The sequence below is a fragment of the Pseudodesulfovibrio piezophilus C1TLV30 genome (assembly GCF_000341895.1).
In the GTDB taxonomy this organism is placed as follows: Bacteria; Desulfobacterota; Desulfovibrionia; order Desulfovibrionales; family Desulfovibrionaceae; genus Pseudodesulfovibrio; species Pseudodesulfovibrio piezophilus.
Genome location: NC_020409.1, coordinates 2,951,762 through 2,965,327 on the forward strand (window position 1 = coordinate 2,951,762; position 13,566 = coordinate 2,965,327).

At 50.4% G+C, this 13,566-nt stretch carries 10 protein-coding genes; 3 read left to right on the forward strand and 7 right to left on the reverse strand.

Going from position 1 to position 13,566, the window contains the following annotated elements; translation table 11 throughout:
• Positions 1-90 precede the first annotated feature (90 nt).
• The 7 genes from BN4_RS13780 to BN4_RS13810 all read right to left on the reverse strand — a co-directional run bounded on the left by BN4_RS13780 (position 91) and on the right by BN4_RS13810 (position 8,019).
• Complete coding sequence (locus BN4_RS13780) at positions 91-1,359, reverse strand: class II fructose-bisphosphate aldolase (RefSeq protein WP_015416017.1); 1,269 nt, start codon at positions 1,357-1,359, stop codon at positions 91-93.
• A gap of 199 nt (positions 1,360-1,558) precedes the next feature.
• A complete protein-coding gene (locus tag BN4_RS13785; protein WP_015416018.1) occupies positions 1,559-1,876 on the reverse strand; it encodes a phage regulatory CII family protein in 318 nt (105 codons plus the stop codon).
• A gap of 431 nt (positions 1,877-2,307) precedes the next feature.
• A complete protein-coding gene (locus tag BN4_RS18180) occupies positions 2,308-2,724 on the reverse strand; it encodes a response regulator (RefSeq protein WP_015416019.1) in 417 nt (138 codons plus the stop codon).
• Positions 2,721-4,313 (reverse strand): ATP-binding protein, encoded by a 1,593-nt coding sequence (locus BN4_RS13795; protein ID WP_015416020.1) that lies wholly within the window; start codon positions 4,311-4,313, stop codon positions 2,721-2,723. Before BN4_RS13795 ends, BN4_RS18180 begins: the two co-directional genes overlap by 4 nt.
• Positions 4,314-4,635: 322 nt before the next feature.
• Positions 4,636-4,884, reverse strand: coding sequence for a phage regulatory CII family protein (locus BN4_RS13800; RefSeq protein WP_015416021.1), 249 nt, complete (start codon positions 4,882-4,884; stop codon positions 4,636-4,638).
• Between the two features lie 566 nt (positions 4,885-5,450).
• The gene (locus BN4_RS13805) at positions 5,451-6,038 is read right to left on the reverse strand and encodes a TetR/AcrR family transcriptional regulator (RefSeq protein ID WP_051053344.1); all 588 of its coding nucleotides are present in this window, start codon (positions 6,036-6,038) and stop codon (positions 5,451-5,453) included.
• A gap of 205 nt (positions 6,039-6,243) precedes the next feature.
• Positions 6,244-8,019 carry a glutamine--tRNA ligase/YqeY domain fusion protein gene (locus tag BN4_RS13810; RefSeq protein ID WP_015416023.1) on the reverse strand — a complete coding sequence of 592 codons (1,776 nt, stop codon included), beginning with the start codon at positions 8,017-8,019 and terminating at the stop codon, positions 6,244-6,246.
• Positions 8,020-8,301: 282 nt separating this feature from the next.
• Here BN4_RS13810 and BN4_RS17305 point away from each other — a divergent pair, with 282 nt between their 5' ends.
• The 3 genes from BN4_RS17305 (at position 8,302) to BN4_RS13825 (ending at position 13,426) form a co-directional block, all read left to right on the forward strand.
• Positions 8,302-8,988 (forward strand): substrate-binding periplasmic protein, encoded by a 687-nt coding sequence (locus BN4_RS17305; protein WP_157871398.1) that lies wholly within the window; start codon positions 8,302-8,304, stop codon positions 8,986-8,988.
• Between the two features lie 238 nt (positions 8,989-9,226).
• On the forward strand, positions 9,227-11,665 hold the full coding sequence (locus tag BN4_RS13820; protein WP_015416025.1) for an acetate--CoA ligase family protein: 2,439 nt from the start codon (positions 9,227-9,229) through the stop codon (positions 11,663-11,665).
• A 177-nt stretch (positions 11,666-11,842) separates the two neighbouring features.
• Positions 11,843-13,426: a sigma 54-interacting transcriptional regulator gene (locus tag BN4_RS13825; protein ID WP_015416026.1), complete on the forward strand. Its 1,584-nt coding sequence runs from the start codon at positions 11,843-11,845 to the stop codon at positions 13,424-13,426.
• Positions 13,427-13,566: the final 140 nt, after the last annotated feature.

The window sequence follows — 13,566 nt, forward strand, 5'->3', positions numbered from 1 at the left end:
CAGCACTGGCATGCATGAAAAAACCGAAACCGGGCGCTTTTTAGACGCACGATTCCGGCTTGTTTGTCAGGGGACGCTGTTTCGGTGCGGCTAGTCGTCAAAGTCCCCTTTGGGACCTTTGTCGGTATCGATTTCAGCTGCTTTGGCTTTGATTTTTTCTTCAGTCCATTCAGCGGGGTCTTCTATACGTTCAGCTTTGGGGCCGAGGTCATGAGAGCCGGCTTCAAGGATGATGTCGTATGCAATATCAGCGGTATCAGCGGCATTGAAGACATCCGTCAGCAGGTGGTAGACAAAATTTTCGACAGCAGTGGACATGCGTTCCCGAGTTGCCATGTCCTGGCCTTGCCAGCGGCGTTCAAAGGGCAGGTTGAGCTTCTTGTAGTTACCGCCTGAAATTCCATTGGCATCGGCATAGTCAACCATTTCATTCCAGAGAGCATCCTGTAATCCTTCACCGGAAACTTTGTCGAACTTGCCGTCGTCTGTCATACTTGCGTTGCCAAAGTCATTGACACGGACTCCCCAGCCGATCATCTGAAGGGCTGTGGCGACATTGGCCTTGGTCGTATGGGTCTTGGCCGCTATTTCCTTGAGCCGTGCAGAGTCATTGCCTGAGGTTCCGTGCTGGGCACCGGAGGTTCCATAGACAGTCAGTGCTTCATGGATGCTGGCAGTCAGGTCCACCTGGATACCTTCTCCTGAAGCCTCGATTCCATGGGTCGTCCCATTGTTGAGAGCTATCCAATCCGGACACAGTCCATGGGCATTCAGTCCCTGGCAGAGAAATTTGGCCTCTATCGGAGTGGAAAGGCCGAAGTCTCCCTTTATTTCACCAATTTCGGTTTCGTATCCGGCCCAGGATGGGATGGAAGAGGAAACTTCAATATTGGCCAGCAGGTTAAGATCATCAGTCATGTGGGATGCATCGATGGCGATGGAAGTGACGCCTGTATCGAACAGGGATGGAATCTCGGCCTTGGCGACGGCTACATCCTCCCACTTCTTCATGAAATAGTGATCCGCATGGACGGCAACAGGGATAGTTATGCCGAGTTTGTTGCACAGATAATCGACGCGGCGTGCCACGTTCCACAGAGTGGTTGGGCAGTATGTCGCTTCACTACGGGCTATTTCTATTATGATGGCTGCATTTGCTCGTTGAGCAGCTTTGAGTGCGCCTTCGATGACAAATATATTTCGTCCGTTGGCAGCGATGGTCATGGCCTGTCCCTTCTGGATCATGGCGCGATCAATGACTTTTCCACTGACAATAAGTGCTTGGGAATGAGGGAAATTTTGTACGACGTTCGGCGGTCTACCGACGGCAAGAGCTTTCTTGAATGTATCTTGGGACATGCCCTTCCTCCTTCAGAGAAGTTGTTGTGCAGGATCAGTTTCGGTGCAACACCCAATTAAAACGAATTGTGCACAAAAGTCAAAATGCACGGAGAGGATTTTGCCGGATAATAACCCACATCGGCTCCCCTTGGTCGGCGCGGACACTGAGTCCAGCCAACCAAAAGGAGCCGAAGGAAGGATAAGGCGGAATGTGCAACTACATTGTTGCTGCCTGCCGACGAACACGCTCTGACGTCTTGGTCTGTTGCGACCTGGCGGAGGACTCTACTCCCTCCATCGGTAACAGCGTGTAGCCCAGTTCCCGGGCCATGAATTCGAGAATGGAGACGTTGTGCGTCGCCTTGACTATCTCGAACATGGTTTCCGCACCAAGCTTGGCATGGTTGTCAAAAGGGTTGAGTTCGCGAAGCAGTGTAGAGTACGGCTTCTTGATCTCCCGGCAAACCTCTTTCGCCGGGATTCTGCCTTCCAGAACGATGTCCTGCATCTTCTTGGTCAGGTTTTTTTCAAACATGTTTTACCCCCCACATGTTAGAATTTTCTGCCTTGTATGGAAAGTTACTCCTATTTTTCTTTTAGCGTCAACGAAAATTGAATTAATGGCGAAAGTTTTTTGTATATTGATGTAGCGTATATTGTATATATGGTTTTTATTCAGTGTGTTATGAAATAAATCCCTCCAAGAAAAAGGGGAAATGATCTTTCGCCTTTTGAAGGCAATCGGTTTGCCGGTATTTTCGTCAATGTCATTCGGAAGGTGTCGGTGTTCTTCAAAGAGGGAGGCGGTCTTTCTTATGAAAGAGAGAGAAAATGGAATGGGGAGGCTTGCCCATGGCTTTCATTGGGAAAGGAGGAAGTAAGAATGCCGGTCCTGCTGATGGTTGTGCGGCTGACATCCATGCAGTGGGATACAAATCATTTGACCTGGATAGTCAAAGATTTTGCCTAAGGAGAAAGCGGCTTTGACGGTGGTTCGAGCACACTATGAAGCATGTCAAAAAGGGCACTTTTTTTCACCGGTTTGGGGAGGTGATCATCTGCCCCTGCTTCAAGGCATTTCTCCGCGTCTCCAGCCAGAGCGAAGGCAGTCATGGCGATAATGGGAACAGGGGCCAGGGTCTGTTCCTTTTCCCATTCCCGCATCAATTGAGTGGCCTCGTATCCGTCCATGATAGGCATTTGGATATCCATGAGCACACAATCGTAGCCGCCTTGCTTGAATTCATCCAGACCGTCGGCACCGTTTTCACGGACCACCAGTTCGCATGGTGTGTTTTTGAGATATGTCTGAATGACAAAGGCGTTGTAATTTGAGTCCTCCAGCATCAGGATCTTGATCGGAGGAAGTTCCGGTTGAATCATCTCCGGTTTTGGAGCGTGGGAGACAGGGATGGAAGCGTGTGGGGCAGAAGCAAACCTGGCGGTAAAAAGGAAAGTACTACCCTTACCGTGAGAACTTTCCACCCATATGGTCCCATCATTAGGACGAGTTGTTTGCTGATGGCAAGCCCGAGTCCAGTCCCTCCGTATTTTCTGGTCGTGGAGCTGTCAGCCTGAGTAAAGGAATCAAAAATAGTATCAAGCTTGTCAGCAGGTATTCCGGTCCCGGTATCCTTGACGGAAAATTGCAGCATCACGCCTCCTTGGGGATCGGGTGTGCGCTCTACTTTCATGCTGATGGATCCTTTTTCAGTGAATTTGACAGCGTTGCCAAGGAGATTGATGATGATCTGTCGGAGTCTGGTCGGGTCACCTGAGAGAGAATCGGGCACATCCTGAGCCAGGGAACAGGTGAATTTAAGCTCTTTTTGCTGGGCTTTAGGTTCGATGACGGTACATGCCTTGTCCAAGGTCTCACTTAGGCTGAAGTTGGTTTGTTCCAGTGAGAAGTGGCCGGCTTCGATTTTGGAAAGGTCGAGTATGTCATCAAGGATTTCCAGGAGACTGACTCCCGCTGATCGGAAAACCTGCACATACCGCCCCTGGTCCGGGGTCAGTTCTGTCTCCCACAAAATATCAGCCATACCGAGAATGGCATTCATGGGGGTTCGTATCTCATGGCTCATGCTGGCCAGAAATCGGCTCTTGGCAAGGTTGGCGACCTCAGCGGCCTGTTTAGCATTTTGCACATCTTCCAAAGCTTTGTTGAGTGAGGTGTTCTTCCGTTTCAACTCGTCTGTGCGTTCTTTGACAGTGTTTTCCAATGCATTTCTGTGGTCTTCCAGTCGTTCCTTTGATTCCTGAAGGTCTTCAATGAGATGTCTGACCGAATCTCGCATATCGTCAATGGCCCGCGCCAAAGTTCCCATTTCACCCGGGAGTCGGGTGTCAATGGGAGCGTCCAGATCTCCGTCAGCAATGGCTGTGGCTGATTCTTCCAAAAGTTTGAGCGGGTTGAAGAGTCTTCGGCGTGAGAATGAAAGGGTGGTTTGAGAAATGGCCAGGATGAGGATCATTGAAAGGGCCAGAGTGCCGACAGCATTGATGAGAATGTCGTGGCGAATGCCTTCCGTGGACATTGCCAGGTTGAATGTGCCGATCCATTCGCCATGCTTACGGATTTCGACTGTGCGGGTTCGAAATTTGTTCTTGCCGGTGAAATAGGTGAAAGGGTGCCCAGCGTATTGTGGACGAGCCTTGGAGGCCATTATTTCCCTGCCTGTAATGACCTGCGCATAGATTACCGACGGATCGTGAAGAACAGCGTTAATGAAATCTTTGGCCGAAGCATGGTCAACCTGCCAAACGGATGTGGCAAGGCTGGTTTCTGCCAGGGCTGCGATACCGTCAACCTTACTCTTGACCTGGGCATTGAGGCGGTACGCATTGAAAATAATGATGGCGAGAGAGAAAAAGAGAACAACCGCTGTGATGATGACGGTTTGCGCCAGAGCTGCCTTGCGACTGAGCGCGCTTGGGTGTGTTCGGCGTGCGGCTGTAGGAGTGCTCATGGCATCACTTTTGTCCAGGTTAATCTGTAATTATGTTTATCATATACGTTTTTCGTTTAAAATGCGCAAGGCAACTGTAGAAAATAGCATGTTCGTTACTGCCTTTTTTTGCCGGAATTAAGGGGAAGGGGAAAGGGGACAGCTTCACGCCATATGAGCGATGCAGCTTTTGGCCAATTCTTAGGAAAACACAGAAAAAGCGCTTATCTGAGCACGCTGTGGTATGTTCAGGTAAGCGCTTTTTAAAAATAGGTTTGCAGATTGTCTGTGAGGGAGGCCTGTCCTTCTTGCTTTCGAATCTGCAAATGAAAATTCACTTGACCTAGGCTGTACCTGTGTCCAGGTCATACCCCATCTCCATGGCCATGAATTGCAAAGGACGGATGTCGTCGGTCACTTTCATGATTTCAAGGAGTGTTTCAGCGCCGAGTTTGGCGCTGGCATCAAAGGGATTGATTTCGCGCATGAGAGTCGAATAGGGTTTGTTTATTTTTTCAGCCACAACTTTTGCCTGGATACCACTGTCGAGAATGCAATCCTGAACCACTTTGGTTACGTTCCTATCAAACATAGTGCCCTCCACATGTTTTGATTGCCTGAGCTGTTGCTTAAGAAAAGGTATTATTTGTTTAGCAATAGCTATGCCATGAGGGTGTTATTTTGTTTATAGTATGCAAAACCTAATGGTTATAAAAAATATAAACAGAAGTTGAGAAAAACATGAAATGCGATACATGTCGCATTGCGACATGCTGCGACATATGTTGCAACTAAAGTGTTGCATTGCGACATATCTTAAAAGGGGAGAGAGGGACAAAGGCACGAAAAAGGGGAGCCGCATAGCGACTCCCATTTTCGAGGTCCCGGCAAGCCGGGGTCCGAACCATGTTTTCAGGCAATTAGGTGTGGGTTGCGGTCCAATCCTTATTTGCGCCGTTGGAGGTGTTTGGTTCGGCCTAAGAGAGTGAGTTCCAGTCCAATCCTGCTGCCAGGATTTTCAGGACTCGGGGTACTGGTGCCAGCACTGGCGTCCAATGGTAAGGTCCGTTTTATATCAAATTGGAAAACGTCGTTGTTTTCCGCAATAGGATCCGTTCCGTCCGGCAGTGCTTCTCTCAGGCCTTTTCACCTGTGGACTTATATGTCCTGATCAAGTCCCACTGTCAGACTGCGTTTAACGTGCTTGATAGTCTCATCGAAAATCCCATCGGACTTGTACGGTGTCAAAAGAGAAGTTCTGACACTGCCGACGATGTTACCGTAGATGATCAGCGCTGTTTCCTCCGGAGGGAGATCGCGGACCGAGCCATCGGCTATCCCGAGAGACACGCATCGTTTCAGTTCTTCAATGAAGATACTGAATTTCTCAGCCACTCTGGCGGCATCAACGCCCGGTTCCATGTGGCTGAAGGGGGAGCAGCGAAGCAAAACCGGGAATCCGGTCCGGTGCTGTTCCGTAAAGTCAAAGTAGGCGGTCATGTAGCTGATGATACCATCCAACCCTGTGGGTTGGTTACTGGTCGCTTCCTGTAAACAGGCTATCAGCCTGTCCGCCATGTCAAATCCCGCGGCAAGGAACAAGTCCTGTTTACTGCCGAAGTAGTGTGATACCAATCCGAAGGAAACCTCTGCCCTTCCTGCCACGTCTTTGACTGTGGCTGCCGTAAATCCCAGTTGCCCGAAGGCTTCCTGGGCAGCCTTGAGTATCGCTTCCTTTTTTGTCATATCCACCACTTCTCCCTTTCGGGACGGCGTCGATTGATTGTGCAATCAATCTGTTGAGTCCGTTCTAGATTGATTGAGCAATCAGTGTCAAGCCGTTTTTCGATTTTTTCCCGCTACGACGTTCTTTTTTTGTTGTCGCATCAGTGTTTCTGCCATGCAGGAAGGGGGCTTTGTTCCCCTTCCTAAGTCCCCTCAACGTACTTTTTTATTTTGAATTCTTCTGAATCTTGGCCCACGAATCCCGGAGTGTTGCCGTGCGATTGAAAACCGGTTTTTCTCCTGGTTTGTGGTCTTTGCTATCAGCACAGAAATATCCTGTTCGTTCGAACTGGAAGTTCGTGCCCGGTGCCATCTCTCCCAGAGCTGGTTCCACCCAGCACTCATCGCGGACTTCGAGGGAGTGCGGATCGACGTAATCGACAAAGGTTTTCCCTTCTTCCGGGGCATTGGGATTTTCGCAGGTAAACAAGTTTGAATAGTTGCGAACTTCGGCCTTGAGAGCATGGGGAGCTGAAACCCAGTGCATGGTTCCTTTGACCTTGCGGCCATCCTTTGACCAGCCTCCCTTGGTTTCAGGGTCATAGGTCGCCCGTATTTCGACTATAGTGCCATTTTCATCTGTGTCGTATCCCGTGCAGGTGACATAATAGGCAAAGCGCAAGCGTACTTCACGTCCCGGTCCCATGCGGAAGAATTTTTTCGGTGGTTCTTCCATGAAATCGGCTCGTTCGATCCAGAGTTCCCTGGAAAACGGGACGATGCGTTCTCCATAGGTTTCATCTTCAGGGTGTAGCGGCATGGAGAATTCATCCACTTGGCCTTCAGGATAATTTTCTATGACCAGTTTGACCGGGTCCATGACTCCCAGATATCGCGGTGCTCGTTCATTGAGGTCCTGGCGAACGCAGTGTTCGAGCAGGGCATATTCGACAGTGGTGCCAGCCGCCTTAGCCACGCCGATTTTCTCGCAAAAATCGCGGATGGATTCCGGGGTGTATCCACGGCGGCGAAAGCCGGAAATTGTCGGCATACGCGGATCATCCCACCCCGAAACATGCCCTTCCTGAACCAACTGGATAAGCTTACGCTTGGACAGGACGGTTCCCGATATGTTGAGTCTGGCAAATTCATACTGGTAAGGGCGCTGGTTGAATCCGGGAAGTGTTGCCAGTTCGCTGTAAACGGCTTCGTTTTCGCCAAAAAGTTCAGGCTGCCTCAGGCCTTCCATGAGCGTCTCGACACACCAATTGTACAGCGGGCGGTTGTTCTCGAATTCCAGTGTGCAGATGGAATGTGTGATTCCTTCGATGGCATCAGACAATCCATGGGTAAAATCATACATGGGGTAAATACACCATGCATCACCAGTGCGATGATGTGTGGCGTGTTTGATACGGTACAAAGCTGGGTCGCGCAGCATGACATTAGCGGCAGCCATGTCTATTTTGCCACGGAGGATGCATTCGCCGTCCTGCATTTCTCCGGCCCGCATGGAGCGGAACAGGGAGAGATTTTCTTCCGCGCTGCGGTCCCGATAGGGTGAATTGACACCCGGCTGCTTGAGAGTCCCGCGGTTCTCACGGATTTCCTCGGCGGTCTGGTGGTCCACATAGGCCTTGCCCATCTTGATGAAAAGCTCGGCGATGAGGTACAGTTTTTCAAAATAATCCGAGGCGTAGAAATTGTTATCCCACTCAAAACCCAGCCACTGGACGTCTTCTCGAATGGAGTCGACGTATTCAGTATCCTCTTTAACCGGGTTCGTATCATCGAAACGCAGGTTGCATTTGCCTGCATAGTCTCGGGCGAGGCCGAAGTTCAGGCAGATGGACTTGGCATGGCCTATATGCAGGTACCCGTTAGGTTCGGGGGGGAAACGCGTATGAACCCTGCCGTTGTATTTCCCTGTTTCAATATCCTTATCTATAAGGGTCCGGATGAAATCCTTTCCTTTTTCTGGTGCTTCAGGCGTGTTGCTCATGGCTCCGTATCCTTGCTGAGTGAAGCCCCGATGGGGGCTATATCGAATTTTGAAAGCGGGTAAATGATACACCCCGCCGGGAATTGGGAATACGGTAAAACGTGTCAAGGGTCAACGAATGGCTCAAAAGTGTCTCTTTGTTGGGTAGAAATATGGACGTGAACTATGATTTGCGGCATATGGATCAGTATGAACTCCTTTTTGCATAAAGTTCTTTGCGTATGTCTTGGGGGAGTCTTTGCTCTTTTGTTGGGGGGCTCGGCACGCGCCCGAGAACTCCATGTGGGTATCGGGTATGCTATTCCCCCTTATGTCATAACGGAGTCGGATGCCGGATTGGAAGTTGATATCATCAGGCAAGCCTTGCTGGAGGCTGGATATGAATCTCTTTTCATCTATCTGCCGAATCTGCGGTTGCCTGTGGAATTCGCCAAAGGCAATCTCGATTGTGTGGCAGCGAATTCAGTCTATGATCTGGGCAAAGACTCGGGGCGAAGCGCTTTTCCTTCTCAGAAAACAATAGCGTATCGGAATTATGCGATAACTCTCAGGGATGATTGGCTCCATATCGCTTCAATCAATGATTTGGCTGGTAAAACAGTCCTTGGTTTCAATAACGCAAGGCTTTTTTTGGGGCCGGAATTCAGAGCCATGGCTCGTTTAAATACGAATTATCGGGAGCTTGACGACCAGTCGCTTCAGGTGCGGATGTTATTTGCGCGTCGAGCGCAGGTTGTCATTGCCGATAAATTCATTTTTCTGTGGTGGAGAGAGTATCTGAAAAAAGTTTCACCATCCATGAAAAGGGAGCTGTCACTTCCCCTGGCTTTTCATGAGATCTTTCCGCCATCTCCCCGCAGAGTCTCCTTTGCATGGCCTGAAGTACGGAGTGCCTTTGATTCAGCCCTTGATGAGCTGCGCAAAAGCGGTCGCTTGGAAAGTATCATTAACCAATATATTCAGCCATGAATGAATTTTGGAAACGCGAAATTCCATCTTTGATATAGCTGTTTCCTGTTCCGTTGCGCCTTCCTGAATGGCTGTGTTTCCTTGAAGGTCTTTGAGAGGAAGAGTGTGCTGTGTGGGGTACTCCCCCACGAAGAGTGACCGACGGTCACAAAGTGTGTCCTGCGCACACCCCATTGACCCGATCTTGCTGCTGGCTTAACCTGCCTGCATTTCATGAACTTTTCACCGGGGGATTCTGATGCCCATGACCAATCATGCCTTTGGTGCAGTCGAGGTTTGTATCGACTACGCCGCCATCAACGGGATTTTTGAGGCTGCTGCCGCTGAAGGGCGTGAGACGCTGTTCGAATATGAGGTCTATTCTCTTCTCCGGGATTCTGGTGCGGAGACTCCGCCGCGATCTGTTTTGTTGACACGAGGGGGACGCCCCTCGGACAAGGAACTTGCCGCGCTGCCTGGTGACCGTGTGGTGCTCAAGATCGTCTCGCCGAACATAGTGCACAAGACTGAAGTGGGAGGCGTTGTCGTGGTGGAAAATTCGCCGGACAAAATCAGGTCGGCATGGCGGCGCATGGTGTATGAGGTGCCGGAGAGGTGTGCGGCCATGTTTGAACACTCGCCGGACTCTGCCCCGAAAGTCTATGCTGGTCTTGAAGGAGATGCCTTGAATGCGGCCATTGCAGCTGATATCAGGGGAGTGCTCATGGTTGAATTTATGCGTCCTGATTCCCAGGCGTTCGGGAATGAATTAATTGTGGGAATCAGGAGAACAAGAGAATTCGGCATGGTTATTGGGGCCGGTTTGGGTGGTACTGACACTGAACTCTATGCTGAACGATTTAGAAAAGGACAAGCTATAGCAGCCTCTTCAACGGCATTGACTGACGGTGAAACTTTTTTCAAATTATTTCGCAACACACTTTCTTATAAAAAGCTGGCAGGATTGACCCGTGGCCAGCGGCGTCTTGTGACTGATGAACAACTCATTGAATGTTTTTCCTCCTTTATTGATATGGCGAACTTTTATTCGCCGGAAAATTCCGATGCACCTTTTATTATCGAAGAGCTGGAGATAAATCCTTTTGCGTATGCTGATTATCTCATGGTTCCGCTTGATGGGATGTGCCGTTTTTCCCGTCCTGGTGTTCTCCCCGCATCCCGGCCAGTGGAAAAAATAGGTCACCTTTTGCATCCTCGAACCATTGGGATTGTTGGCGTTTCCTCCACACGGATGAATTTTGGCAGAATCATTCTCAAGAACATCCTTGATGCCGGATTTGATCCTGAGGACGTGGTTGTCGTGCGTTCCGGGATTGAGTCAATTGACGGGGTCCGCTGTGTCGAGAGCCTGCGAGCCCTTGAGGCTTCACTCGATTTGTTTGTTGTGGCCGTGGGGGCGGAGCAGGTTCCGGGGTTGGTGGAAGAAGTCATTGAGCGAGAGTGCGCCGAGTCGGTCATGCTCATTCCCGGAGGGTTGGGAGAGACTGCCGAAAGTGAAGAGCGTGCTCGGGAAGTGGTGAGTCGAATCAATGCAGCCCACGCCACAGGAGGTGGCCCTGTCTTCCTCGGTGGAAACTGCATGGGAGTCGTCTCCCGGCCCGGAGCCTACGATACATGGTTCATACCGGAGGAGAAGTTGCCCAAATTTTCTTCCGGCAAGCATCATCGGGCGGCATTCATCTCGCAGTCCGGCGCGTTCATGCTCACGCGATTATCCCAATGCCCACTTTTGGACCCTGCTTACATGGTCTCCGTGGGCAATCAGACGGATCTGACCCTTGGTGATCTGGTGAGTTGGTTTGCCGATTGCGATGATGTGGATGTCATTGCTATTTATGCCGAAGGCTTCAATGACATGGATGGGCTTGCTTTTTGCCGAGCCGTGCGGCGTGCCGTTTTGGCTGGCAAGGATGTCGTTTTTTACAAGGCGGGCAGGACACCTGAAGGCAAGTCTGCGACCAGCGGGCATACAGCGTCACTGGCCGGGGATTACACCGTGTGCGAATCCTGTGTTCGTCAGGCTGGGGCAGTAGTGGCGCAATCTTTTACTCAATTTGAGAATCTGTTCATGCTCGCTGAAAGACTCCACTCCAAGACCATTGCCGGGAATCGCCTTGCAGCAATGTCAGGGGCGGGATTTGAAGCTGTGGGAATGGCTGATTCCATCCATTCTGATGATTATCGCATGACCCTCGCTCCTCTGGCGAAAAATACGGTGGCTGCGCTTGAAGCCCTTTTTGTTGCAAACCGCCTTGACGGGTTGGTCACCGTGACAAATCCGTTGGATATTACCCCAGGTTCCAATGACCATGTCCATGCCGAAGCCATTCGTCTTCTGGCTCAGGACTCTGGTGTTGACGCCGTCGTCGCCGGACTTGACCCCATGTCACCTGTGATGCGTACCCTGGCAGACCCGAACCATGCCGAATTTCATTTCGAAGATGAGCGGTCCATCGCCGCGCTTCTGGAAGATCTGCTGCCATCCCTTGATACTCCTGTGATCGGAGTGGTTGATGGAGGGCGTCTCTATGATCCTTTGGTTGACAAACTCAAGGAGGCTGGGCTCTGTACTTTCCGTACTTCCGACCAGGCCGTGGCGGCCCTCGCACAATACCTTGACGGGAGACTTAATGCGCAGCGTATTCGCCGGATCGACAAAACTGAAGGTCAGTGCTGATCTTTCGGCAAGGTGCTGGCTATTTCAGGGAATTTATTAGCAGATATGTATATTGTTAACAGGTGTGTATTACAAAAATGTTAATATTCTTTTCTGGAGTAATGTAGATAAAGCACTGTATATACTCGTTAAAAAGATAATAGTCTTGCATGGCACTGTGTTTGCTTTGTCCCTGCCATGCTACCCACAGTGCACGGACTCAAACTTTCGGCGTTGCTCGCCATATGTCAGGCCATAGACCAAGCTCTCAATTTGGAATCCGCCTTGGATGGAGTGTTGCGCATTTTATCCGAGCAACTTTCCATGCAGCGGGCGACCGTGACCCTTTATGACCCGGAAACCGGGCATCTTTCCATCAATGCTTCGTATGGTTTAACCGTCGAGGAAAAACAACGCGGCGTGTACAAGCTGGATGAAGGTGTCACGGGGCGGATTTTCCAGACCGGTGAACCTTATTATGTCCCGGATATCGATAAGGAGCCACTTTTTCTCGACAAGACCGGGTCGCGTCGAGTCAAGCGGGGTATGATTTCCTTTATCGGAGTACCGATCATCCTGCACGGTGATCCCATTGGCGTTCTCAATGTGGATCGGCTCTTTGCAGATGACGTGGCCTTTGAAGAAGATGTGGATTTCTTGAAGGTCGTGGCTACGCTCATAGGGCAGTTCATCAGCCTGAATGAGAAGATCATGAAGAGGGAAGCCGTGCTCAAGCGCGAAAATACTTCCCTTAAATATCAGATATCAAAGAACACCAAAGGACCATACATCGTCGGGCACAGCGCAGCCATGGTGGAGGTACAGCGCCAGATGGAAAAGGTTTCTCCGACCAGGGCCACAGTGCTTTTGCTTGGAGAATCCGGTGTCGGCAAGACTCTTATCGCTCAGATCATCCACGAATTATCCGAGCGCAAAGGGCATCCTTTCATCAAACTAAACTGTGCTTCAATTCCCGGAAATCTTTTGGAATCCGAGTTGTTCGGTCATGAAAAAGGAGCCTATACCGGTGCCAACGGCTCCAGGCCCGGTCGATTTGAAGAAGCGGATAGTGGAACTATCTTTCTTGACGAAATTGGTGAACTGCCGTTGGCTCTTCAGGCCAAGCTCTTGCGGGTTTTACAGGAAAAGGAACTGGAACGGCTTGGATCGAACCGGACACGCAGCATTGATGTTCGTATCCTGGCCGCAACCAACCGTGACCTTGGTGACCTTGTGGAACGAGGCAAATTTAGACTGGACCTTTATTATCGTCTAAACGTCTTTCCGGTACGTGTCCCGGCACTCAGGGAACGTAAGGAAGATATTACCGGGTTGATCAACCATTTTCTCCAAAAAATGGCTGATGATTACGGAAGAACAATTCATTTTACCTCCACAGCTCTGGATGCGCTGATCCGCTATGACTGGCCGGGGAATGTTCGGGAGATGCAAAACCTCATCGAGCGTCTTGTCATCATGTCGGACACCGAGCGCATCAGCCTGGAGTTCCTCAAAGCCTACCTCGCTCCGGGGCAAACTTCTGCCGTGCAGGAAGTCGTTCATTTCTCGGAGGAGGCACCACGGTTTTCTTCTCTCAAGGAATTTGAGCGAAACGAGGTGCTTGCCGCATTGGAAAGAAGTGGTTGGATTCAGTACAAAGCTGCTGAAGCGTTAGGTCTGTCTGCTCGTCAGATGGGATATCGTGTCAAGAAGTACGGACTGGAATCCATGATCGCGGAAGGCCGCGCCAAGCTCAGGCGAATCAAGGAAGTGGAAATGTAATATTTTCGGCATACCTCCACCCTTAGCCAGACAGGCCCCATCGACCGCATTGATGGGGCCTGTCTCGTTGTGGTGACAGAGCAGGTTGTTGTTGAACAGCGAGCCAAAACAGGTGTAGGCTTGTCTCTCGAAACATATGG